Raw genomic sequence first — 22648 nt, 5'->3', positions numbered from 1 at the left:
AAGCATTCGGTCCCGGAGTAACCCCATGTCCCTTCTCGAAGCCCGCAAGCAGTACAAGCCGTTCGAATACCCCTGGGCGTTCGAGTTCTGGAAGCGCCAGCAGCAGCTCCACTGGCTCCCCGAGGAAGTCCCGCTCGGCGAGGATTGCCGCGACTGGGCGCAGAAGCTCTCCGATCACGAGCGCAACTTGCTCACCCAGATCTTCCGTTTCTTCACGCAGGCGGACGTCGAGGTGCAGGATTGCTACCACGACAAATATGGCCGCGTGTTCAAGCCGACCGAGATCAAGATGATGCTGACCGCGTTCAGCAACATGGAGACGGTCCACATCGCCGCCTACAGCCATCTGCTCGACACGATCGGCATGCCCGAGAGCGAGTATGGCGCCTTCCTCGAATATGCCGAGATGAAGGAAAAGCATGATTACATGCAGAATTTCGGCGTCGACAACGACGAGGACATCGCGCGCACGCTCGCCATGTTCGGCGGCTTCACCGAAGGCGTCCAGCTGTTCGCCAGCTTCGCGATGCTGATGAACTTCCCGCGCTTCAACAAGATGAAGGGCATGGGCCAGATCGTCACCTGGTCGATCCGCGACGAGTCCCTGCATTGCGAGGGCATCATCAAGATGTTCCACACCTTCTGCCACGAGCGCCAGTGCCTCACCAAAGCGGTCAAGGACGACATCGCCGACGTCTGCCAGACGACGATCCGGCTCGAGGACAATTTCATCGACCTCGCGTTCGAGATGGGGCCGGTCAACGGCATGACGCCCAAGGAGATCAAGAAGTATATCCGCTTCATCGCGGACTGGCGGATGGGCCAGCTCGGCCTGAAGCCCATCTACATGATCGACGAACACCCCCTCCCCTGGCTCGCCCCGATGCTCAACGGCGTCGAGCACGCCAACTTCTTCGAACAGCGCGCCACCGAATATTCGAAGGCGGCGACGAAGGGCCAGTGGAACGACGTCTGGGACTCGTTCGACAAGCGCCAGAAGGCGAAGAAGGGTCCGGCCGCCAACGAGGATCTGATGGCGGAGATCGGCGGAGACATGTTCTCGCGGGCTGGCGTGGCGGCGGAGTAAGGCGCGCCGCGCGAGGAGTTAGCGAAAGCCAACTCCCGCCCCCCACGGCGCGCCCGGCCGGCGGCGCCACCGGCGTCGACCGACGAAAGCACGGGCTTTGCCCGTGCTCCGCGCGCTCATCGCAGGCGAATACGATCGTGAACCGCGCTCCGCCCTTTCGCGAACGATAGCGGACGGCACGGTCATTCCACCCCGCGACATCGAGTCACGGCGCCGGCTTGCGGGCCCCGTTGCCACCGACGCCCGTGCGCGTACTGTAATGCACCCCGGCATGCCCGCATCCGGTCAGGAACAGGCTCTTCTCGCGGCAATTGTCGCTGCGCGCGAACAGGCGCTCACGCTCGGCACGAACGTCCTGGATCTGCGGGTTGCCCGCGTCCAGCCCGACGAAAGGCACGCGGAACCGGTCGGCGTTGCGCGTGCCGCACACGGTGATATCGGTCGAGGCCGGATCGCGCACGCACCGCCGTTCCGCCGCAGTCATCGCGTCGTATCGCGACGTCGTAGCGGGGTCGCTCGCGGCGAACAGGAGCGTCAGGATCAGCATGGCAAGACAGACTGCCTCGCCCCTATCGCCAGCGCAAGTCCCGCCTCAATCTATCGCGGTGGACACCATCGGCCGGCGCTTGCGCGTACACAATCGCGCGCCGACGATGCTGCACTGTTGTCCGTCGGTCGCCAGTGCCCGTGTCTTCGTGTCGATCTCGATCGTATCGTCGCCGGCCATCCGGAACCGCGCATTGGCATCCCGGACCGGCGCCTCCGCCACGCCGAGCCGTCGCGATGCGGTCTCGATCAGCATCGCGGGATCGCCGGCCATCAAGCCGAGCAGCAAAGCGAATGCGGCCATCGCGTCAGCCCCGATCGACAGAAACGGGCGAGACGCCAAGCCGCGGAATGTCGATCGCCGGGCACCGGTCCATCACGACCTTGAGCCCCGCCGCTTCCGCCCGCGCCGCTGCCGCCTCGTTGACGACCCCCTGCTGCATCCACACCGCCTTCGCGCCGATCGCGATCGCCTCGTCCACGACCTCGCCCGCGGCGTCGCTGCGACGAAAGATGTCGACCATGTCGATCGGATCGCCCAGTTGCGCCAGGTCGCGGAACACGAACTCCCCGTGTATGTGCTCGCCCGTGATCTGCGGATTGACCGGAATCACGCGATATCCATGCGCCTGCAGCGTTGCCATCACCCCGTAGGATGGCCGGGAAGGCCGGTCCGACGCGCCGACCAGCGCGATCGTCCGCACCTCTTCCAGCAGGGCCTTGATCTCGGCGTCGGTCGTCAGCGGCATCGCGGCGCTCCCGATGGAGAAAACTGGTCCGCTCGTGCCGCGGCTCTACGCGCCGGGCACGACCGGTAGTAAGACAACGCGGTCACGCCATTCAGGTTTCACGCTTTTTCCAGCCATGCGGCGACCCGGGCCGCGATCGGCGCAAACACCGTGTCGCCATCCTCCGCCGCCGGCGGTCGCCCCGCATCGCTCGCGCTGCGGATTGCGATGTCGAGCGGGATGCGCCCCAGGAACACATGCCCACGCGCCGCCGCCTCGGCCTCAGCGCCGCCGCACCCGAACGGATCGGAGACGCTGCCGCACGACGGGCACGCATAGCCCGCCATGTTCTCGATCACGCCGACGATCGGCACGCCCGCCTTGTCGAACAGGTCGATCGCGCGCGTCGCGTCGATCAGCGCCAGGTCCTGCGGGGTCGAGACGATCACCGCGCCCGCGGGCCGGTACTTCTGCACCATCGTCAGCTGGACGTCGCCGGTGCCCGGCGGCAGGTCGATCACGATCGTGTCCGCCACGCCCCACTCCGCGTCGAGCAACTGCCCCAGCGCCCCCGCCGCCATCGGCCCGCGCCACGCCAGCGCCCGCCCCGGCTCGACGAGTTGCCCCATCGACAGCAGCGGCACGCCGTACGGCGTCGCCACCGGCATCAGCACCTTGTCGCGCGCCTCGGGCCGCGTCCCCTCCACCCGCATCAGGCGCGGCTGCGAGGGGCCGTAAATATCCGCGTCGACCAGCCCGACGCGCCGTCCGGCGCGCGCCAGCGCGATCGCCAGGTTCGCCGCGACGGTCGACTTGCCGACCCCGCCCTTCCCGCTCGCCACCGCGATCAGCCGCCGCGCGACGCGCTCCGCGGTGACGACGACGCGCACCTCGGCGACGCCGGCGACCGCGCCGGCCGCGGCCTTCGCCGCCGCCTCCATCGCCTCGCGCTCGCTTTTACCCAACCCGGTCGCGTCGAGCACGATGCCCGCGCGCGCGCCCTCCATCCGCACCGTCGCGCGCGTTCCCGCCACCGCGCCCACCGCGTGCTCAACCTGCCTGTCGATGTCCATGACGCGCCAGATAGGCCCGCCCACGACGCTTGCCACTGTTTTTCCCGTCCGGCGCGCTTATAAAGCTATCATGACGATCTTCCCGGCGTGGCTGAAGCGCCCCCCTATCCTCGCGACCGAAACTCCCAAGGGCCCCTGGGGCGGAGGCGGTGCCGGCAATAGCGGCGGTGCCGGCGGCGACGGCCCGCGCAACCCTTGGTCTGTCCCGCCCGGCGGTCGCAAGGGCACGCCGCGCACGACCGCGCTCGACGAGTTCCTGAAGCGCGCGCGCCCCGGCGGCCCCGGCGGCGGCCCCTCGCTCCCCGGCGGCGCGAACCCGCGTGCGCTGTGGATGATCGGCGTCGCGGTGATCGTCGTCGCGTGGATCGTCCTCACCGCGTTTCACTCGATCGGATCGCAGCAGCGCGGCGTCGTCACCTATTTCGGGCGCTACAGCGGCACGCTCCAGCCCGGTATCAGCCTGACGCTCCCCGCCCCGATCGCCTCGGTGACGAAGGTCGACGTCCAGCGCATCCGCACCGACGATTTCCCCCGCGACGGCGCGGAGAACCTGACGCTGACCGGCGACCAGAACATCATCGACCTCGCCTATTCGGTCCGCTGGGACGTCTCGTCCCCCCGCGATTACGTCTTCCAGGTCGCGAACCCCGAGGAGACCGTCCGCGCCACCGCCGAAAGCGCGATGCGCGCGGTGCTGGCGACGACCACGCTTGAGGAAGCGATCGGCGCGGGCCGCACCGGGATCGAATCGCGCGTCGCGCAGACGATGCAGGCGATCCTCAACGACTATAACGCGGGCGTCCGCATCCAGGGCGTCTCGATCAAGCAGGCGTCCGCGCCCGCCAGCCTCGTCGACGATTTCAACAAGGTGACCGAGGCGCAGCAGCAGGCGATCGGCAACCTCAACCGCGCGCGCTCCACCTCGCAGCAGGTCATCAACCGCGCGCAGGGCGAGGCCGCGGCGTTCGACAAGGTCTACGAACAATACCGCCTCGCCCCCGAGGTGACGCGCCGACGGATGTATTACGAGACGATGGAAGCCGTGCTCCGCAAGACCGACAAGACGATCGTCGAGGTTCCGGGCGTGACGCCCTACCTCCCGCTCGATCGCGCCCGCCGCCTGTCCGACGCCGCCGCGACGACGCCGCCCGCGGTTCAGGCTGCCCCGGCCCAGTCCCCTCCCGCCCAGTCCGCTCCCGTCCAGTCCGCCACCCCGCCGGGAGCCGGCCGATGAACGCGTTCTCCTGGCGCAACCCGCTCGCGCTCGGCATCGGCGCGCTGCTCGCGGTCATCGTGGGCGCCGCGACGATCGCGATCGTGCCCGAGACGCAGCAGGCGGTGGTCTATCGCCTCGGCCAGCCGATCTACATCGTCAACCGTTGGACCCCCGGACAGGCGTACGGCGACACCGGCGCCGGCCTGATCGCGCGGATTCCGTTTCTCGACCGGATCGTCTGGGTCGACAAGCGCGTCCGCGACGTCGAGCTCGACAATACGCAGGTCCTGTCGACCGACCAGCTCCGCCTCAACGTCGATGCCTATGCGCGCTACCGCGTCTACGATCCGCTCAAGATGGTGAACACGGCCGGCTCGGAGGAGCGCGTCGCGGACCAGCTCCGCCCGCTGCTCGGCACCGCGATCCGCAACGAGCTGGGCAAGCGCCGATTCGTCTCGCTGCTCAGCCCGGAGCGCGGGCAGCTGATGGACAACATCCAGAACGCGCTTGATCGCGAGGGCCGCAAATACGGCGTCCGCGTCGTCGACGTCCGCATCAAGCACGCCGACCTGCCGACCGGCGGTCCGCTCGATAGCGCGCTCGAGCGCATGCGCACCGCGCGCCAGCAGGAGGCGAACTCGATCCAGGCAGAGGGCCTGAAGAACGCGCAGATCGTCCGTGCGGAGGCCGATGCCCGCGCTGCGCAGATCTACGCCGACGCGTTCAGCAAGGATGCGGACTTCTATGATTTCTACCGCGCGATGCAGTCCTATCGCACCACCTTCGGCGCGGACGGCGGACCGGTGCCGGAGGGATCGACGTCGATCATCCTCAGCCCGAACAACGCCTATCTCAAGGAGTTCGAGGGGCGCGGTCGTTGAACGCGATCTGACTTGAAACGACGCCGATCGTTCATATTCAAATACCGTTCATCGAGTTGCCCTATTACCACAGTGCAACCGGAAAAATGCGTTCCACGAGAGGAATACAATATCGTGCGCTATGCCTATGCCCTGACCGGGGCCCTACTGCTCGGCGGCGCCGCCGCGTCGATCTCGCTCCACAACGATGCCAGCGCGCAGGTGGCGCAGAACGAGCCCGGCGCGATTCAGGCCGCCGCGCCCAAGGCCGGTGCGCCGATGAGCTTCGCGGACATGGTGGCGAAGCTCCAGCCCGCGGTCGTCAACATCTCCACCGACCAGAAGGTCACCGTCGCGCAGCAGCAGGGCAACAACCCGCTTGCCGAGCTGTTCGGCCAGTTCGGGATGCAGGTGCCCAACCAGGGCGGCGGACAGGGCGGCGCGCCGATCACGCGTGAGGCGACCTCGCTCGGCTCGGGCTTCATCATCTCGCCCGACGGCTATGTCGTCACCAACAACCATGTCGTCGCGGCGGGCGCCAAGAACGCGACCGTCGAGGCGATCACCGTCACGCTGATCGACCGCAAGGAATATAAGGCGAAGCTGATCGGCCGCGATCCTGCGTCCGATCTCGCGCTGCTCAAAATCGACGGCGCGAACCTGCCCTTCGTCAAGTTCGGCGATTCGGCGCGCAGCCGCGTCGGCGACTGGATCGTCGCGATCGGAAACCCGTTCGGCCTCGGCTCGACGGTCACCGCTGGCATCGTCTCCGCGGTCCACCGCGCCACCGGGCAGACCGGCCCGCTCGATCGCTTCATCCAGACCGATGCCGCGATCAACCAGGGCAATTCGGGCGGCCCGATGTTCAACATGAACGGCGACGTGATCGGCATCAATTCGCAGATCCTGTCGCCCACCGGCGGCAATGTCGGCATCGGCTTCGCGATCCCCGCGGAAGAGGCCTCGCCGATCATCGCGACGCTGATGAAGGGCCAGTCGATCAAGCGCGGCTATCTCGGCGTCGGCATCCAGCCGGTCGGCGACGATATCGCGGCCGCGCTCGGCCTGCCCAAGAATCAGGGCGAGATCATCGGCCGCGTCGAGCCGGGCGGCCCCGCCGCCAAGGCGGGCCTGCGCGCGGGCGACGTCGTGACGCGCGTCAACGGCAAGGAGGTCAATCCCGACCAGACGCTGTCGTATCTCGTCGCGAACATCGCACCGGGCTCCAACGCGCGGTTCGACGTGATCCGCGACGGCAAGCCGACGACGATCAACGCCACCGTCGCGGTTCGCCCGTCGGAGGACGCGATCGCCAGCATCGGCAGCGGCGACGATGACGACGGGCTGCCCGACGAGAACCAGGGCGGCAGCGCGGCCACCGCGCCTGCGGCCTCGCTCGGCCTCCAGGTCGTGCCGCTGACGCCGCAGATCGCCCGCCAGGTCGGCGTCGATTCGACCGTCCAGGGCGTCGTCGTCGCCAGCGTCGACCAGTCGAGCGACGCCGGGCAGAAGCTGCGTCGCGGCGACGTGATCTCCGCGATCAACAGCGTCCCCGTCCGCACCGTCGCCGACGTCACCCGCGCGGTCGCCACCGCGAAGGCTGCGGGCCGGCCGCAGGTCCTCCTCCTCGTCACCCGCGGGCGTGCGGGCGGCGGCTATATCGCGGTCAAGCTGAAGTAAGCCGGACCGACCGAACGACAGGGCCGCCGCGGGCAACCGCGGCGGCCCTTTTTTTTGGTTGAAACATCCGCTCCTTGTTCCGTTCGCACCGAGCCTGTCGAAGTGCTGCCTTTTCTTCCCGGCAGAAGAAGGGCAGTCCCTCGACACGCTCAGGACAAACGGAGAATGGAGCCCATGACCGGCATCTTCATCGGCGCAGGCGAAGGTGGCACCGCCCCCCAGACGCTGGAACTCAAACGCGCCAACCGCCACGGACTGATCGCGGGCGCCACGGGCACCGGCAAGACCGTCACGCTGCAGGGCATCATCGAAGGCTTCTCGAACGCGGGCGTCCCCTGCTTCGTCGCCGACGTGAAGGGCGACCTCTCCGGCCTCGCCATGGCCGGCTCGCCGACCGCGAAGACGCACGAGATCTTCGCCGCCCGCGCCGCCGCGATCGGCGACACCGCGTGGCGCTACGCCGACACCCCGACGCAGTTCTGGGACCTGTACGGCGAGCAGGGCCACCCGATCCGCACCACCGTCAGCGAGATGGGCCCGCTCCTCCTCGCCCGCCTGATGGACCTGAACGAGGTGCAGGAGGGCGTCCTGACGATCGCGTTCCATGTCGCCGACAAGGACGGCCTGCTCCTCCTCGATCTCGACGATCTCCAGGCGATGCTCGCCGAATGCGGCGCGCGCGCCGACGAACTCACCACCACCTACGGCAATGTCAGCAAGCAGAGCATCGGCGCGATCCAGCGCTCGCTCCTCCAGCTCCGCAGCCAGGGGGGCGAGCATTTCTTCGGCGAGCCCGCGCTCGAGATGGACGATTTCATCCGCACCGACGACACCGGCCGCGGCATCGTCAACATCCTCGCCGCCGACAAGCTGATGGCGGCGCCCAAGCTCTACTCCACCTTCCTCCTATGGTTGATGAGCGAGCTGTTCGAGCATCTTCCCGAGGTCGGCGACGCCGACAAGCCGAAGCTCTGCTTCTTCTTCGACGAGGCGCACCTGCTGTTCGACGCCGCGCCCAGGGCGCTGCTCGAGAAGATCGAACAGGTCGTCCGCCTCATCCGCTCGAAGGGTGTCGGCATCTATTTCATCACGCAGAACCCGATCGACATCCCGGATACCGTCGCGGGCCAGCTCGGCAACCGCGTCCAGCACGCGCTTCGCGCGTTCACCCCGCGCGATCAGGCCGCGGTCCGCTCCGCCGCGGAGACATTCCGCGCCAACCCGGGCCTCGACGTCGCCACCGCGATCACCGAGCTCAAGGTCGGCGAGGCGCTCGTCTCGCTCCTCCTGCCCGACGGCGCCCCCTCCCCCGTCGAGCGCACCCTCATCAAACCCCCCGCCTCGCGCGTCGGCCCGATCACGCCCGCCGAACGCAAGGTGATGATCGAAACCGACGCGATCGGCGACAAGTACGACACGCTGGTCGATCGCCAGTCCGCCGAAGAGATGCTCGCCGCCAAGACGCAGGAAGCCGCCGCCGCCGCCGCGCAGACCCGCGCGCAGGGCGACGCCGACAAGGCCGCCGCAGCGCAGGCCAAGGCCGACGCGGTCGCCACCAGACAGGCCGAGCGCGACCGCATCGCCGCCGAGCGCGAGGCCGAACGCCAGCGCCGTATCGCAGAGCGCGAGGCGGCGAACTCGCCGGTCACCAAGATCACCAACAGCGTCCTGCGCTCCGCCTCGTCCTCGATCGGACGTCAGGTCGCGAACGAGGTCGGCAAGCAGATCTTCGGCACCGGCCGCCGCTCGTCCGCATCCGGCGGCGGACTGATCGGCGGCCTCGTCCGCGGTGTGCTGGGCGGCCTGTTCAAGGGGCGGTGAAGACCATCGCCACCCCTCGATATTTCGCACCCGACCCCAACCCGTTCGCACTGAGCCTGTCGAAGTGCCGCCCTTCTTCTCCACCATAGAAAAGAAGGACAGTGCCTCGACAAGCTCAGCACAAGCGGGATTTCAGAATACTCCGGAGATCGCAGCCCAGCCCTATTTTTTGATGAGCCCGATCTCCACCAGCCGCTCGTACAAATAATCCTGCGCGGTGATCGGCGTCGGATACCGATCCGGGTTCTCCGCGGTCACCGTCTGCGGCAGCGTCTCGATCAGGAAGTCGGGCGCGGGATGCAGGAAGAACGGCATCGAATAGCGCGAGTGGCCGCGCCGCTCGGGCGGCGGATTCGTCACGCGATGCGTGGTCGAGGGCAGGACATGGTTCGTCAGCCGCTGGAGCATGTCGCCGACATTGACGACCATCGCACCCTCGGGCGGCTTGATCGCCAGCCATCGCCCCGAATCGCGGTCGAGCAGCTCCAGCCCCGCCTCTTCCGCACCCAGCAACAGCGTGATGAGGTTGATGTCCTCGTGCGCCCCCGCGCGTACGCCTTCCGCATCGATCGGGATCGGCGGATAATGCAGCAATCTGAGCACGCTGTTGCCGTCCTTTACCGCCGCGTCGAACCAGTCGGGCGCCAGCCCCAGATGGCGCGCGATCGCCGACAGCAGCCTGTCGCCCGCGGTATCGAACGCCGCGAACAGCTCGACGAACGTATCCTTGAAGTCCTTGGGCTCGGTCGGCCAGATATTGGGCGCCATGTCGCCGGCGAACCGATGCCCAGCGGGCAGCTCGCGTCCAACGTGCCAGAATTCCTTCAGGTCGACATGCTTGGCGTCCTTGGCGATTTCGGTCTTGAACGGGGTGTAGCCCCGCGCGCCGCCGCCGCCCTCGACGAAATAGCCGCGCTTCTCCGCCTCGGGCCGCGCGAACAGTGCTTCGGTATCGCGCCACGCGCGGTCGATCAGGTCCTGCGGCACGCCGTGGTCCGCCACCACCGCGAACCCGAACCGCTCGAACGACGCCCCCAACGCCGCCGCGAACGCATCGGGATCGGTCGCCTGGTCCTTCAGGCTGAGCGTGGGAACCTGAGCGAGGGGAGTGTCGAGCATGGCAAATGTCCGTTCCATCGGGAAACTTCCCGTATAGCGCACGGAACCGAGCGCTGCCAGTCCGGCGACCGGTCCGGCGCTCGCCGGCTACCCGATCCGCACCATCCCCGACGATCGCGTCGCACCGTCGGGCGCCAGCTCGATCCGGAACGGCTCGTCCCCGGTCGTCCCGCGCAGCCCGGCGCCGTCCGGCGTCAACGCCATCCCCTTCTTCTCGAACTCGCGCTTGAACCAGTCCTGCACCGATGAGGGCGTCGCCGGGCTGTTGAACCGCACCGTCACCGTGCCGTCCCCCTTCCCCTGCCCCGCCACGTCGAGATTCTCGATCCGCGAGCCCGGGAACAGATGCACCCCGTTCACGTCGAAATCGTCCGCGTTCATCGCGATCTTGGGCAGCTTGAGCGCGCCCTTGAACATCGGCGTGTCGATCTTCACTTCGCCGGTTCGGCCGTCCACCGCCGCGCCCGCGCCGTTGCCGGTGTCGATCGCGATCGACGTACCGTCGTCGGAGCGGTTGCACGCCGTCAGCGCGGCGGCCGCGACGGTGAGCGCCAGCATGGTGCGGGTCATCGAACGTCTCCCGTGTATTGCGTCGCCAATACAGCTAATACGTATGCACTCCGGTTTCAATCGCCTGCAACGGGGTGACGGGGCAGCCTTGCATCCCTAGTTGCACGCCCATGACGACACCCGCATCGCCGATCACCGATCAGGGCACACCCCTGATCGCTCGCCAGGGCGCCCCGATGCCGATGGCGGAGTTCGTCGCGCTGATCGCCGCGTTGATGGCGCTCGGCGCGCTCGGCATCGATTCGATGCTCCCCGCGCTCCCCGCGATCGGCGCTGCGCTCGACGTCGCCGACGAGAACCGCCGGCAATTCGTCGTCAGCGCGTTCCTCGGCGGGTTCGGGGTCGCGCAACTGGTCCACGGTCCGCTCGCCGACCGCTACGGCCGCCGCGCCCTGCTCGTCGCGATGCTCGCGCTCTACGTCGTCGCCAACGTCCTGTGCGCGGTCTCGGGCAGCTTCGTGCTGCTGCTGTGCGCGCGCGCCATGGGCGGTGCCGCGATCGCCGCGACCCGGGTCGCCTGCATCGCGATGGTTCGCGATCGCTATGCGGGGCGCGCGATGGCGCGCGTCATGTCGATCGCGTTCATGGTGTTCATGATCGTCCCGGTCCTCGCCCCCACTTTCGGCGCAGGCGTGCTGCTGTTCGGCAACTGGCGCGCGATCTTCTGGACGGTCGCGGTCGTCGCCGCGCTCGTCCTTGCCTGGTTCGCTTGGCGCATGCCCGAAACGATGGACCCGCGGGATCGCCAGCCGCTGTCGCTCTCGCGCACCGCCGCGGGCTGGCGGACGACGCTCACCGATCGCTGGTCGCTCGGCTACACCTGCGCGTCCGCCTGCCTTCAGGGCGCGCTGTTCGGCTATCTCAATTCGATCCAGCAGATCGTAGCCGACGTCTTCGCCCGCCCGAACATGCTCGTCGTGGTGTTCGCGACCACCTCGGCGACGATGGCGCTCGCGAACCTTGCCAATGCGCGCCTCGTGATGCGGCTGGGCACGCGGCTCATCAGCCACGCCGCGGTCCTCGTCCTGATCGCGACCAGCGGCGTCCACCTCGCGGTCGCGGCGAGCGGGCACGAGACGCTGGTCTCGTTCGCGATCCTCCAGGCGCTGACCCTCGGCAGCTTCGGCCTCGCCACCTCCAACTTCTCCGCGATGGCGATGGAGCGGATGGGGCATATCGCGGGCACGGCGTCGAGCGTGCAGGGCTTCGTCAGCGTCACGGGCGGTACGCTGGTCGGCGCGATGATCGGACAGGCGTTCGACGGATCGAGCGTTCCCCTCACCGCCGGTTTCCTGATCGCCGGCGTGACCGCGCTCTCACTGGTCGTCTGGACCGAGCGCGGCCGCCTGTTCCGTCCCGCCTGATCGTATCACGCCGCGGAACCGCCAGCCCCTGCGCACCGTTCGCACCCCACACATGAGTGGAGACGGACGATGGGTGGCTATCAGGTTTCAGGCCAAGGCACCGGCGACGACGGCTATGACGAGGATGGCTATGACGAGAGCCAGCGCGCCGAGATCCTCGAGGCCACGCGCAACGGGCCGACCGACGGCACCGTGATCGTCGATCTCGACCCTGATCTCGGGATGGACGACGATACCGACGACGAGGATGACCTGGGCATGGCCGATGGCGAAACCGCCGTGGCCGACGACGAGGTCGATCAGGATGACGACGACATCGACGAGGACGAGGTCCAGGCCGATTTCGACGCCGGCACGCTCGACGATGACATCGACGATCGCGACGACAAGGCCATCGCGCCCTGAGCACCGGCGTAGCGCGGCATGTGTCCTGCGATGCGCCTGCCGCGCATGTCGTTCGAAAGGTTCCTATATGCGCATCGCGACGATAATCGCCTTGGCCACGCTCCTCGGTGGCTGCGATCGTGACGATTCTTCGCAGGCCAATCAGGTCGACGTCGCGACAGCAGCCAATGCCGCACAGGGGGCGGTCGACGCCTATGCCGACGCGCACCGTACCGCGCCCGTTGCGGCAACGCCCGGAAACAGACGCGACGTATCCGAAGCGGGCGACCGACAAGACGCGCGCAACCTCGTCGTCCGCTATTATGCGCTGATCGCGCACAAGGACTATACCGCCGCCCGCCGTCTCTGGGACGACGACGGCTCGGCATCCGGGATGTCGGACACGGCATTTGCCGCCACCTTCGATCGCTATGCGACCTACCGTGCGGAGATCGGCGACCCCGGCCGTATCGACGCCGGCGCCGGCCAGCGCCACGTCGAAATCCCGGTCCGCGTCACGGGCACGCTCGCCGGCGGCGGCGGACCCTTCGCGATCGAGGGCCCGCTGATCCTCCATCGCACCGCCAATATTGACGGCGCCACACCCGCACAACGCAGCTGGCATATCAGCGAATCTGGCCTGCGCCCCCGCCCGATCGTACCGCGATAGCGCGGTTACCCCATCGCGTTCGCCAGTGCCGCGAGATCGGCCGCGTTGACCGCAACCCCAGTCGCATCCCTTTCCTGCCGGCTGTGCGACATCGGCTACAGGCGGTGACGGCGCGGATGCATCGCACGCCATCGCGCCGACGCCCGTCACGATACGCCTGCGACCCATGGTTACCGCGGCGACTTCTGCCCGCCACAATTGCGCGGCACGATCCGCTCCCATGCTGACACCGCTGATCGCCATCCTGCTCCAGGCCGCCCCCGTCGCCCCTGGCCCGCACTCCGCCCCGCCCCCGGTGCCCGGGCGCTTCTCGATCCTCGTTCCCGTCGGCGACCAGCCCTGCGACCGCAAGCCGGGCGACGACATCGTCGTCTGCGGCGATCCGCTCCCGTCGCAGACGCTCCCGCTCCCCGGCGAGGCGATCTCGCCCGGCCCGACCCCCTCGAACAAGTTCGTCACCGGCGCCGGCGCACTCGCCGCCGAAGGCACGCCCTGCGCCGCGACCCAGCGCGGTTGCCTGGTCGGTTTCGGCCCGCCGCTGATGCCGATCGTGAAGGGGGCGGTCGATCTCGCCAAACGCGCCTTCGCGAAGAAACCCGACAAGACCGGCCGCGTCGCGATCCCGCTGGACAACACGCCCTGAAATCCCTTTCCCCGCCGGGGAACGATCACCCCAGAATATGCATCCACATCGGCTCGCCGACCAGGCTGGCCGACCCGCGCAGCCGCTCCAGCGCCTGCGCCACGCAGCGCTCCGGCCCCTCGTGCGTCACGATCGCGACCAGCACCTGCCCGCCTTCGTCGGCATCCCCGCTCGCGCCGCGCTGGATCAGGCTTTCGATCGAGACCCCGGCATCGCGCATCGCCGCCGCGATCTCCGCCAGCACGCCCACCCGGTCCGCGACGGTGAAGCGCAGATACGCGCGCCCGCGCCGCTCGCCGCTGTCCGCCTTGCCACTCGCGACCAGCGCGTCGGCGGGCATCGCGAAGGGTGGGCCATATTCCCCGCGCGCGATGTCGATCAGGTCCGCGACCACCGCGCTCGCGGTCGGCCCGTCGCCAGCCCCCGCGCCTTGGAACAGCAGCCGTCCGACGAAATTGCCCTCCGCCACCACCGCGTTGGTCGATCCGGTAACGTGCGCCAGTGGATGCGCCAGCGGCACCAGATGCGGGTGCACGCGTTGGAACAGCCCGTGCGGGCCAGCCTCGGCGATGCCCACCAGCCGCACCTTGTAGCCCAGCGCCGCGGCTTCCGCGATGTCCGCCGCCACGACATGCCGGATCCCGCTCGCCGCGACCTCTCCGAACGCTGGCCGCGTCCCGAACGCCAGGCTGGCGAGGATCGACAGCTTGTGCGCGGCGTCTACGCCGTCGATGTCGAAGCTCGGATCGGCCTCGGCGAACCCCAGCGCCTGCGCCTCCGCCAGCACCTCGCCGAAATCGCGCCCTTCCGCTTCCATCTTCGACAGGATGAAGTTGCACGTTCCGTTCAGGATCCCGGTCACCCGGATGATCTCGTTCGCCGCCGCGCCCTCGCGCAGCCCCTTGATGACGGGCACCCCGCCCGCGACCGCGGCCTCGAACTTGCACGCCACGCCCGCGCCTTCCGCCGCGCGCGCCAGCTCCAACCCGTGATGCGCCAGCATCGCCTTGTTCGCGGTGACGAACCCCTTGCCCGCCGCCAGCGTGGCGCGCGCCAGCGTCAGCGCGGGGCCGTCCGATCCCCCGATCAGCTCGACCACCACGTCCGCGGTCGGATGCGCCGCCAGCGCGGAGGTATCGTCGATCCAGTCGAACCGCGCGATATCGACACCGCGGTCCTTCGACCGGTCGCGCGCGGAGACCGCCACGATCTCGATCGGCCGCCCCGCGCGCCTGGCGATCAGGTCGCCATTGGTGTCGAGCACCTTGATGACGCCCGCTCCCACGGTCCCCAGCCCGGCCAGCGCCACCCGCAACGGTTCGGTCATTCGTCCCACCCCACACCAAGATCGAAGACGCCCGGTTAGGGGCGTGGGGGTGCGTTGTCGAGACGGGCAGCAGCGCGACGAGCCGGACGCTCACCGTTCGCGACGATGGTAGAACACGCGATCAACTGGTCCGTCATATCGTCGATCGTCACCGCGGCATGACCCGCCAGCCAGCAGCGGAGCATCGCCAGTTGCGCGGCCGCGATTCCCGTCGCACAGATCGATGCGCGCCCCTCGGCCAGACCCGTGCGAACCGCATGCGGCACGATGGCTTCCGCCAAAGTCCTTTGAACGATCGGCGCGGTCGCCGAATCCATCAGCGATCGTCCGATCGATCGTCGGTCCCAAAGGTGCAGCACCATGTCCCGGACATAGGAACGCGCCGCCCGCCCGGACGCAGCGGTGGCAAGCGCCAGGAACACCGGGTGCAGCGCGGACAGCAGCACCGCGTCCTTGCTGCGGAAATGCTCGTAGAAGGTCGATTTTCCGATGCCGGCCTGCCGGATCACCGCGGCGACGCGTATCGCATCGTGTCGACGCTCGAGCGCCAGCGCGACGAACGCATCGACGATGGCGGCACGCGTCCGTGCCGCGCGTTGGCTGTCCGTCTGGGGTCGGTTCGGCATGCGGGGGGTCTATCATCGGCGGCAGGCTTTTGCGGGCGCAATCGGCCGGACATCTGCGACACGATGTCCGCTTCGCGGCCCCCGACATGTTTTCCCCCTCGCCAGGGGCTGGTCTCGGCTGCAAATCATCGGAGGATGGCAATCTCGGAGGACTGGCAATGGATCATCATGCAGTGGCGATCATCCCGTGCAGCGATCTTGATGCGAGCGAGGCGTTCTACGCTCGGCTGACGTTCGACGTCGTCAGCGACTACGGGCATTACCGTATCCTGGAGGACGGCCGCGGCTGGCACCTGCACCTCACCTACGCGCCCGGCTGGCCGAAAGCCGTGGAAGACAATCCTTTCGGACTTTACCTCTATGTCGACGATGTCGACGCGGTCGCGGACCGCGTTCGTGATCTTATCATCGAAGACGGGGCACCGCATGCCAAGCCGTGGGGAACGTACGAATTCTCCGTCAGCGACCCCAGCGGCCTTCTGGTCCGGATCGGACGGGTTATTGAATAGCGCGCCGCCGGCGACAGGAGAATGACCGGAAGGGCGAGCGAAACTATGTCCTACATGGCGCGTCGCATGTAGGATCGTCGTACGCTCTTTCACACGACGGACACAGCGCACGCGCTTCGGGTTACGCGCCCCTGCTTTCGGCAGGACATTTCCATCCCGACGTGGCGGCAACTTCGGCAACTTCCGAGCCCTCAAACCCCTGTTGCGCCCTGCACCAGCCGTGGCACAAGCACGCATGGCCACCTCCCCCACCAGCACGCCGAGCACCCCCATCGCCGAACTCACGCTGCGCGGCGTCCTGCTCGGCGGGGTCATCACGCTGCTGTTCACCGCGGCGAACGTCTATCTCGGGCTGAAGGTCGGGCTGACCTTCGCCACCTCGATCCCCGCCGCGGTCATCTCGATGGCGATCCTGCGCGCGTTCAAGGGCTCGTCGATCCTCGAGAACAACATCGTCCAGACGGTCGCGTCCGCCGCGGGCACGCTGGCGGCTATCATCTTCGTGCTGCCCGGGCTCGTCATGATCGGCTGGTGGACGCACTTCCCGTACGTCACCACCGCCGCGATCTGCGCGACCGGCGGAATCCTCGGCGTCATGTTCTCGGTTCCGCTGCGCCGCGCGCTCGTCCTCGATACGCCGCTCCCCTATCCCGAGGGGCGCGCCGCCGCCGAAGTGCTCAAGGTCGGCGCGGCGAGCGACGGCGCGGAGGAAAGCCGCCGCGGACTACGCACGATCGTCGCCAGCGCGGTCGCCTCCGCCGGGTTCGCGCTCGCGACGCAGATGAAGCTCGTCGTCGGCGAAGCCGCGCTCTGGTTCCGTGCCGGGGCGGGCGCGACGGGCATCTCGGGCGGCCTGTCGTTCGCGCTCGTCGGCGCGGGGCATCTCGTCGGGCTGTCGGTGGGCGCGGCGATGTTCGTCGGGCTCGCGCTCGGCTGGTGGGTGCTGTTGCCCGTCCTTACCGCCGCACAACCGATGCCCGGCCCGGTCGAGGCATGGGCGGGCAGCGTCTTCCGCACCGACGTCCGCTTCTTCGGCGCGGGCGTCATCAGCGTCGCGGCGGTGTGGACGCTGATCCGCATCATCGGCCCCGTCATGGCCGGGATCCGCGGCGCGATCGCCGCCTCGGGCGCGTCGCGCAGCGGCGACGCGCTGCCGATCGAGGAGCGCGACCTGCCGATCTGGATCGTCGGCGCGATCAGCCTCGCCATGCTCGTCCCCATCGCGATCCTGCTGTGGGAGGTGATCGCGGGCGGCCCGCTCGTCACCTCCGCGGTCCTCCTGATCGGCGGGGCGCTCGTCTTCGTGGTCGTCATCGGGCTCGTGATCGCGGCGGTCTGCGGATACATGGCCGGGCTCATCGGCGCGTCGAACTCGCCCGTCTCCGGCATCGGCATTCTCGCGATCCTCGCCTCCGCACTGCTCCTCGCGGGACTGTTCGGGCGCGATCTGCCCGCGGACACCATGCAGGCGCTCGTCGCCTATGCGCTCATCGTCACCGGCGTCGTCTTCGGCGTCGCGACGATCTCGAACGACAACCTGCAGGACTTGAAGACCGGCCAGCTCGTCGGTGCCACCCCATGGAAGCAGCAGGTCGCGCTCGTCCTCGGCGTGATCTTCGGCAGCCTCGTCATCCCCCCCGTCCTCGACCTCCTCAACGCCGCCTTCGGCTTCGCCGGCATACCCGGCGCGAAGCCCGACGCGCTCCCCGCACCGCAGGCCGCGCTGATCTCCGCGCTGGCGAAGGGCGTGCTCGGCGGCAACCTCAACTGGGCGATGATCGGCTATGGCGCGCTGGCGGGCGTCGTCGCGGTGATCGTCGACGAGATCCTCGGCCGCACCGGCAAGCTGCGCCTGCCTCCGCTCGCGATCGGGATCGGCGTCTACCTGCCGATGGCGGCGACCTTGCCCGTCGTGATCGGCGCGGTCCTCGGCCACCTGTACGATCGCTGGGCGGAGCGGCGCGGCGACGTCGAGGCGGCGAAGCGCATGGGCGTCCTCACCGCGACGGGCATGATCGTCGGCGAGAGCCTGTGGCAGGTCGTGTTCGCCGGCATCGTCGCGGGCTCGGGCAGCGATTCCCCGCTCGCGATCGTCGGCGAGGACTTCGCGCCGGTCGCGCTCATCGCGGGACCGGTCGCGTTCGCCGCGCTGGTCTGGTGGCTCTACCGGCGAACGCGCGCGTCCGCCGGCTGACGCGTCACATCAATTCGAGCAGCTTCGAGATCTCGACGAACGCGAACCCGACCGAGCTGTCCGCGATCCCGTACGGCATGAACAGCTTGTCGCCATGCCGCATCGCGCCGCAGGTATAGACGACATTGGGCACATAGCCCTCGCGGTCCTGGTCCGCCGCGGCAAGGATCGGCTCGCGCGTCCGCCCGATCACCTTCGACGGATCGTCCTTGTCGAGCAGCGCGGCGCCGATCGAATATTTGCGCATCGCACCCACGCCGTGGGTCAGCAGAAGCCAGCCCTCGTCGATCTCGATCGGCGGGCCGCAATTGCCGATCTGGACGAACTCCCACGGATATTCCGGCTTCAGGATCAGCGCGCCGTCGTCCCAGTGCGACAGGTCGTCGCTCTTGAGCAGGAACAGGTTCTCCCCGTCCTGCCGCCCGATCGACATATACTGGTCGCCCACCTTGCGCGGGAACAGCGCGATGCCCTTGTTGCGCGCCGCGGTGCCCGTCATCGGCACCAGGTCGAACGCGCGAAAGTCCTTCGTCCGCATCAGCTCGGACTGGATCTTCGCGCCGTTATACGCGGTATAGGTGCCCAGCCACTCGACCTCGCCATCGTCATGCGTGAACTGGACGAGGCGCAGATCCTCCAGCCCCTTCGACTGTGCGTTGGTGATCGGGAAGATCACCGTCCCCGACAGCGTCGAGTCGCGATGGCGATAGACCGTCACCGGCCCCTCGGGCGCTTCCTCCTCGTCACCGCCGATCGTGTCCGTCGCGGTCGCGAAGGGCGGCTCGGGCGCCAGCATCATCTCGTTGTTGCTGGTGATGATGCCTTCGCGGAACGCGACCGAGGAGATATGCCCCTCGCCCACCGCACGCAGGCTCATCAGGATTCGCTGCGATCCTTCGGGCATCCCCGACTGGTCGAAATGCGGCACCGCGCTCGGGTTCATCAGCGCGGCGGCGGCATAGCTGTATTCGTGGCAGAAATACGCGCCGATCAGCTGGCGCTTCTCGTCGCCGATCTCGCTGCCGTTCAGCCCGTGCTGCGCCTCGATCTCATCATAGCGCGTCATGAACACGCGCCGCGTCTGCCAGTGACGCGCCTCGAAATCCTTGAGCACCGTCTCCAGCTGCTCGCGCGCCTGCTGGTTCGTCATCTCGAGCACTTCGTTGACGAGACGCTGTGAGCGGCTCACCCCCTGCCCGTTCGCCTGCCACGCCAGATGGAACGGCCGCACGACAACGCGCGACGGATCGGCATGCAACCGCAACGCATGGTTGAAGAGATCCAAGAGTAAGCCTCGCTGTCGCCTGAAACGAATGCGCCGACGCGAGCGAGGCTACGCGACGGCGCGACCACTCCCTTCCACATTTTCGGCGAGCTTTGATAGCCCCGAAATCGCACAGCCTGCCAATTGCAGGGCCAAGATCGATTCCGCCCCCTGGTTGCGGTTCAGACCGTGCGGCATCAGCCCGTCGTAGCACCCTCCGTCTGCACCGCTCGACAGCGGCAGGTCGAGGTCGTTGGCGCCGAGGAACCACTGGTACGCGCGCATCGCCTGTTCCAGCCAGCGCTCGTCATGCGTCGCATCGTACGCCGCGACGCACGCCTCGACCGTACCCTGCGCCTCCAGTGGCTGCTGGTCGTATGGCAACGGATCGGCGTAAGGCCGCCCGAAGCTTTCGCTGCCCACCGCACGGAACCGGCCATCAGGCGCGGTCTGCTTGGCGAGAATCCAGTCGAGCGTCTCGACCCCGCACGCGATCAGGTCGGCGCGGCCCAGCGCCTTGCCAGCACGCAGCATCGCCTCCGGCAGACGCGCATTGTCGTAGGCCAGCACGATCTCGAACCACGACCATTCGGACCGGCGTACATCGGACAGCAATTCGAGATGCTGGTCGGGGAACCGCTCCAGGATCGCCTTTGCCCGCGCGTGCCCGGGAGACGCCTCCAGCATAGCCGCCGCACCCAGCATCGCGAATGCCTGCGCACGCGGGCTCTCCAGCTCGAACGCCACGCTCGCGGTCGTGTCGAACATCGCAATCGCCCAGTCGCGATGCTTCGCCATCTTCGCATCGCGCGCAGTGACGCCGAGCGACCACAAAGTGCGCCCGTTGGAGTCCTCGGACCCGACATCCTCACACCACGTACGATCGTAGTTCATGAAGTTGCGGAACCGCCGCTTGTCGGGGTTCCACGCATATTGGACGAACGAGGCATAGATCGTCGTCCACTTGTCGCGCACGACCGGATCGAGATCCTCGATCTCGCACATCAGCATCAGCGCCCGGCAATTATCGTCGATGCAATAGCCGTGGCGACGGTCGGGGACCGAGAAGATCGAGTGCTGGAGCATGCCCGTCGCGTCGCTCATCCGCTCGACCGCGGCGATATCGGGTTTCAGCATCGCGCGCGGCTTGGCCGGCGCGGTGATGCGTCGCGGCTGTGCCGCGACGATCATCTGTATCTGGTCCAAGGCCGTCTCCGAAAGGCGCGACCAGATCATCGTCCGGCCACGGGCATAGGCCCGTGCTGACAATTGGCCGCGATTGCGGTCGCTACCAAGCAAACCGGTGATTTCACGCGCGAACGCGGCACTGTCGCAGAAGTCGACCAGCACGCCGTGTCCGTCCGCCAGGATTTCCGTCGCATGCACATAAGGCGTTGAGACGACAGCCTTGCCCACGCCGACGGCGTAGCTCAGCGTGCCCGACGTGATTTGCGCGGGATTGGTGTACGGCGTCGCATAGATGTCCGCCGCCTGCAGATAGTCGATCAGGTCGTCGTGGTCGACGAACGCGTCGATGAACGCGACATTCGCGTCGACGCCGCGGTCGGCGGCCAGCGCCTTCAGCCGGTCGCGATACGCCTCGCCTTCATGCGCTACAAGGTTCGGATGCGTCGCGCCGAGCACGACGTAATAGGCATCGGCGTGCGCCGAAACGATCGCGGGCATCGCCTCGATCATCGTCTCGATCCCCTTGTTCGGCGCCAGCAGTCCGAACGTCAGGATCACCTTGCGGCCCTCCCATCCGAACCGGGCCTTGAACAGCTCGGGATCGGCGAACACCCGGTCCGGCACGCCGTGCGGGATCATCACCACCGACTTGGGCGACGCGCCATAGACACGCTGGAGGATTTCGCGCCCGCGCTCCGCCATCACGATGACGCGGGCCGCGCGCTTGAGCAGCCCCTCCATCACCTGGCGCTCCGACGCGCTCGGCTTCTCGAGCACGGTGTGCAGCGTCACGATCAGCGGAAGCGAGGTGCGGTCGAGCAGCGCGAGGATATGCTCTCCCGCGTCGCCGCCGAAGATGCCGTATTCGTGCTGGAGCCAGATCGCCTGCGCGCCCGACGTCTCGATCCGGCGCGCGGTCTCGATATAGGCGGCGCGCTCGTTCTGCGGGATCGTCCCCGTCACTTCGGGCGGGTAGGCGTAACGGCCCGGATGATCGTCCATCGCATAGACATCGACGGTCAGGTCCGGAAACCGGCTGGCCAGCGCGTTGAACGTATCCGTCGTGAACGTCGCCAGACCACATTTCCGGGGCAGGAAATTGCCGATCAGCGCGATGTGATCGATCTTGGTCAGGGAGTCCGCGGCTGGCGTCATCGTCGCTTTACCTTCGCTGATGCAATAAAACGGACATTAATCGCCCGTACACAAAGGCTAACGTGCGATAGGCCGGTTGGTTGCGTCCATGCCGCACCGCACAAGGCCAAGATCACTAACTTAAATCAATCGCTTCGCCTAACGTCATCCGCGCCCGCGATAGGGCGCGACACCCTGATCGGGCAGCCACAATGCCGGTGGCGGCGCGCCGGTCTGCCAGAACACGTCGATCGGGATGCCCCCGCGCGGATACCAGTATCCCCCGATCCGCAGCCACACCGGCGCCATCTCCGCCACCAGCCGCTCGCCGATCCCGACGGTACAGTCCTCGTGGAACCCCGCATGGTTGCGGAAGCTGCCGAGGAAGAGCTTGAGCGACTTCGATTCGACGATCGTCTCGCCGGGCACATAGTCGATCACCAGATGCGCGAAGTCGGGCTGCCCGGTCACCGGGCACAGCGAGGTGAACTCGGGCGCCGCGAACCGCACCAGATAGGTGCGCGCGGGCCGCGGGTTGGGCACATAGTCGAGCACCGCCTCCTCGGGCGAGGCAGGCAGGGCGCTGGTCTGGCCGAGATGGCGCGGGGTCGTGGGGATCGTCATCCCACGCGATATAGGAACTCC

22 protein-coding genes are annotated in these 22648 nt (G+C 67.9%); 11 read left to right on the top strand and 11 right to left on the bottom strand.

The genetic code is table 11. The features are described 5' to 3' along the window. Positions 1–25 precede the first annotated feature (25 nt). On the top strand, positions 26–1087 hold the full coding sequence (locus ACV7NO_RS07670; protein ID WP_463405414.1) for a ribonucleotide-diphosphate reductase subunit beta: 1062 nt from the start codon (positions 26–28) through the stop codon (positions 1085–1087). 205 nt (positions 1088–1292) lie between these two features. Here the strand turns inward: ACV7NO_RS07670 and ACV7NO_RS07665 are convergent, their stop codons facing one another. The 4 genes from ACV7NO_RS07665 to ACV7NO_RS07650 form a co-directional block, all read right to left on the bottom strand. After that, entirely contained in the window at positions 1293–1634 is a 342-nt protein-coding gene (locus ACV7NO_RS07665) for a hypothetical protein (protein ID WP_463405413.1), read from the bottom strand. 45 nt (positions 1635–1679) lie between these two features. Beyond that, the gene (locus ACV7NO_RS07660; RefSeq protein WP_463405412.1) at positions 1680–1937 is read right to left on the bottom strand and encodes a hypothetical protein; all 258 of its coding nucleotides are present in this window, start codon (positions 1935–1937) and stop codon (positions 1680–1682) included. A gap of 4 nt (positions 1938–1941) precedes the next feature. Continuing rightward, positions 1942–2382 carry a CoA-binding protein gene (locus ACV7NO_RS07655; protein ID WP_463405411.1) on the bottom strand — a complete coding sequence of 147 codons (441 nt, stop codon included), beginning with the start codon at positions 2380–2382 and terminating at the stop codon, positions 1942–1944. Positions 2383–2480: 98 nt separating this feature from the next. After that, a complete protein-coding gene (locus ACV7NO_RS07650; RefSeq protein ID WP_463405410.1) occupies positions 2481–3434 on the bottom strand; it encodes an Mrp/NBP35 family ATP-binding protein in 954 nt (317 codons plus the stop codon). Between the two features lie 70 nt (positions 3435–3504). Here ACV7NO_RS07650 and ACV7NO_RS07645 point away from each other — a divergent pair, with 70 nt between their 5' ends. The 4 genes from ACV7NO_RS07645 to ACV7NO_RS07630 all read left to right on the top strand — a co-directional run bounded on the left by ACV7NO_RS07645 (position 3505) and on the right by ACV7NO_RS07630 (position 9011). Continuing rightward, positions 3505–4668, top strand: coding sequence for an SPFH domain-containing protein (locus ACV7NO_RS07645; RefSeq protein ID WP_463405409.1), 1164 nt, complete (start codon positions 3505–3507; stop codon positions 4666–4668). Continuing rightward, a complete protein-coding gene (hflC, locus tag ACV7NO_RS07640; RefSeq protein WP_463405408.1) occupies positions 4665–5531 on the top strand; it encodes a protease modulator HflC in 867 nt (288 codons plus the stop codon). Before ACV7NO_RS07645 ends, hflC begins: the two co-directional genes overlap by 4 nt. Positions 5532–5645: 114 nt before the next feature. Further along, positions 5646–7190 (top strand): Do family serine endopeptidase, encoded by a 1545-nt coding sequence (locus tag ACV7NO_RS07635; RefSeq protein WP_463405407.1) that lies wholly within the window; start codon positions 5646–5648, stop codon positions 7188–7190. Positions 7191–7355: 165 nt separating this feature from the next. After that, entirely contained in the window at positions 7356–9011 is a 1656-nt protein-coding gene (locus tag ACV7NO_RS07630) for a helicase HerA-like domain-containing protein (RefSeq protein WP_463405406.1), read from the top strand. Between the two features lie 162 nt (positions 9012–9173). Here ACV7NO_RS07630 and ACV7NO_RS07625 read toward each other — a convergent pair whose 3' ends face one another. Both ACV7NO_RS07625 and ACV7NO_RS07620 read right to left on the bottom strand, forming a co-directional pair. Next, positions 9174–10130: an isopenicillin N synthase family dioxygenase gene (locus ACV7NO_RS07625; RefSeq protein ID WP_463405405.1), complete on the bottom strand. Its 957-nt coding sequence runs from the start codon at positions 10128–10130 to the stop codon at positions 9174–9176. Between the two features lie 87 nt (positions 10131–10217). After that, a complete protein-coding gene (locus ACV7NO_RS07620; protein WP_463405404.1) occupies positions 10218–10700 on the bottom strand; it encodes a hypothetical protein in 483 nt (160 codons plus the stop codon). A gap of 110 nt (positions 10701–10810) precedes the next feature. Here ACV7NO_RS07620 and ACV7NO_RS07615 point away from each other — a divergent pair, with 110 nt between their 5' ends. From ACV7NO_RS07615 to ACV7NO_RS07600, 4 genes are all read left to right on the top strand, one after another. Then, complete coding sequence (locus ACV7NO_RS07615; RefSeq protein WP_463405403.1) at positions 10811–12064, top strand: multidrug effflux MFS transporter; 1254 nt, start codon at positions 10811–10813, stop codon at positions 12062–12064. Between the two features lie 69 nt (positions 12065–12133). Next, positions 12134–12469, top strand: coding sequence for a DNA primase (locus ACV7NO_RS07610; RefSeq protein WP_463405402.1), 336 nt, complete (start codon positions 12134–12136; stop codon positions 12467–12469). A gap of 91 nt (positions 12470–12560) precedes the next feature. Next, a complete protein-coding gene (locus ACV7NO_RS07605) occupies positions 12561–13118 on the top strand; it encodes a hypothetical protein (protein ID WP_463405401.1) in 558 nt (185 codons plus the stop codon). Between the two features lie 220 nt (positions 13119–13338). Beyond that, a complete protein-coding gene (locus ACV7NO_RS07600; RefSeq protein ID WP_463405400.1) occupies positions 13339–13761 on the top strand; it encodes a hypothetical protein in 423 nt (140 codons plus the stop codon). Between the two features lie 25 nt (positions 13762–13786). Here ACV7NO_RS07600 and ACV7NO_RS07595 read toward each other — a convergent pair whose 3' ends face one another. Both ACV7NO_RS07595 and ACV7NO_RS07590 read right to left on the bottom strand, forming a co-directional pair. Continuing rightward, positions 13787–15088 carry a homoserine dehydrogenase gene (locus tag ACV7NO_RS07595; RefSeq protein WP_463405399.1) on the bottom strand — a complete coding sequence of 434 codons (1302 nt, stop codon included), beginning with the start codon at positions 15086–15088 and terminating at the stop codon, positions 13787–13789. 35 nt (positions 15089–15123) lie between these two features. Continuing rightward, on the bottom strand, positions 15124–15714 hold the full coding sequence (locus ACV7NO_RS07590; RefSeq protein ID WP_463405398.1) for a TetR/AcrR family transcriptional regulator: 591 nt from the start codon (positions 15712–15714) through the stop codon (positions 15124–15126). A 173-nt stretch (positions 15715–15887) separates the two neighbouring features. Here ACV7NO_RS07590 and ACV7NO_RS07585 point away from each other — a divergent pair, with 173 nt between their 5' ends. Both ACV7NO_RS07585 and ACV7NO_RS07580 read left to right on the top strand, forming a co-directional pair. Then, on the top strand, positions 15888–16223 hold the full coding sequence (locus ACV7NO_RS07585; protein ID WP_463405397.1) for a VOC family protein: 336 nt from the start codon (positions 15888–15890) through the stop codon (positions 16221–16223). Between the two features lie 235 nt (positions 16224–16458). Beyond that, positions 16459–18417: an OPT family oligopeptide transporter gene (locus ACV7NO_RS07580; RefSeq protein ID WP_463405396.1), complete on the top strand. Its 1959-nt coding sequence runs from the start codon at positions 16459–16461 to the stop codon at positions 18415–18417. Positions 18418–18421: 4 nt separating this feature from the next. Here ACV7NO_RS07580 and ACV7NO_RS07575 read toward each other — a convergent pair whose 3' ends face one another. From ACV7NO_RS07575 to queF, 3 genes are all read right to left on the bottom strand, one after another. Continuing rightward, positions 18422–19702: a glycoside hydrolase family 130 protein gene (locus tag ACV7NO_RS07575; RefSeq protein ID WP_463405395.1), complete on the bottom strand. Its 1281-nt coding sequence runs from the start codon at positions 19700–19702 to the stop codon at positions 18422–18424. A 48-nt stretch (positions 19703–19750) separates the two neighbouring features. Beyond that, the gene (locus tag ACV7NO_RS07570) at positions 19751–22024 is read right to left on the bottom strand and encodes a glycosyltransferase family 4 protein (RefSeq protein WP_463405394.1); all 2274 of its coding nucleotides are present in this window, start codon (positions 22022–22024) and stop codon (positions 19751–19753) included. Between the two features lie 144 nt (positions 22025–22168). Continuing rightward, complete coding sequence (gene queF / locus ACV7NO_RS07565) at positions 22169–22627, bottom strand: preQ(1) synthase (protein ID WP_463405393.1); 459 nt, start codon at positions 22625–22627, stop codon at positions 22169–22171. Positions 22628–22648 lie beyond the last annotated feature (21 nt).

The organism is Sphingomonas sp. Ell38C01, assembly GCF_055231975.1.
This window is presented reverse-complemented; position numbering and strand designations above follow the sequence as displayed.

Excerpts from the sequence above, each read along its gene's own strand:
- ACV7NO_RS07670 (WP_463405414.1), top strand. The coding sequence starts at position 26 with ATGTCCCTTCTCGAAGCCCGCAAGCAGTACAAGCCGTTCGAATACCCC.
- ACV7NO_RS07665 (WP_463405413.1), bottom strand. The coding sequence starts at position 1,634 with ATGCTGATCCTGACGCTCCTGTTCGCCGCGAGCGACCCCGCTACGACG.
- ACV7NO_RS07660 (WP_463405412.1), bottom strand. The coding sequence starts at position 1,937 with ATGGCCGCATTCGCTTTGCTGCTCGGCTTGATGGCCGGCGATCCCGCG.
- ACV7NO_RS07655 (WP_463405411.1), bottom strand. The coding sequence starts at position 2,382 with ATGCCGCTGACGACCGACGCCGAGATCAAGGCCCTGCTGGAAGAGGTG.
- ACV7NO_RS07650 (WP_463405410.1), bottom strand. The coding sequence starts at position 3,434 with ATGGACATCGACAGGCAGGTTGAGCACGCGGTGGGCGCGGTGGCGGGA.
- ACV7NO_RS07645 (WP_463405409.1), top strand. The coding sequence starts at position 3,505 with ATGACGATCTTCCCGGCGTGGCTGAAGCGCCCCCCTATCCTCGCGACC.
- hflC (WP_463405408.1), top strand. The coding sequence starts at position 4,665 with ATGAACGCGTTCTCCTGGCGCAACCCGCTCGCGCTCGGCATCGGCGCG.
- ACV7NO_RS07630 (WP_463405406.1), top strand. The coding sequence starts at position 7,356 with ATGGAGCCCATGACCGGCATCTTCATCGGCGCAGGCGAAGGTGGCACC.
- ACV7NO_RS07625 (WP_463405405.1), bottom strand. The coding sequence starts at position 10,130 with ATGCTCGACACTCCCCTCGCTCAGGTTCCCACGCTCAGCCTGAAGGAC.
- ACV7NO_RS07620 (WP_463405404.1), bottom strand. The coding sequence starts at position 10,700 with ATGACCCGCACCATGCTGGCGCTCACCGTCGCGGCCGCCGCGCTGACG.
- ACV7NO_RS07615 (WP_463405403.1), top strand. The coding sequence starts at position 10,811 with ATGACGACACCCGCATCGCCGATCACCGATCAGGGCACACCCCTGATC.
- ACV7NO_RS07610 (WP_463405402.1), top strand. The coding sequence starts at position 12,134 with ATGGGTGGCTATCAGGTTTCAGGCCAAGGCACCGGCGACGACGGCTAT.
- ACV7NO_RS07600 (WP_463405400.1), top strand. The coding sequence starts at position 13,339 with ATGCTGACACCGCTGATCGCCATCCTGCTCCAGGCCGCCCCCGTCGCC.
- ACV7NO_RS07595 (WP_463405399.1), bottom strand. The coding sequence starts at position 15,088 with ATGACCGAACCGTTGCGGGTGGCGCTGGCCGGGCTGGGGACCGTGGGA.
- ACV7NO_RS07590 (WP_463405398.1), bottom strand. The coding sequence starts at position 15,714 with ATGCCGAACCGACCCCAGACGGACAGCCAACGCGCGGCACGGACGCGT.
- ACV7NO_RS07580 (WP_463405396.1), top strand. The coding sequence starts at position 16,459 with ATGGCCACCTCCCCCACCAGCACGCCGAGCACCCCCATCGCCGAACTC.
- ACV7NO_RS07570 (WP_463405394.1), bottom strand. The coding sequence starts at position 22,024 with ATGACGCCAGCCGCGGACTCCCTGACCAAGATCGATCACATCGCGCTG.
- queF (WP_463405393.1), bottom strand. The coding sequence starts at position 22,627 with ATGACGATCCCCACGACCCCGCGCCATCTCGGCCAGACCAGCGCCCTG.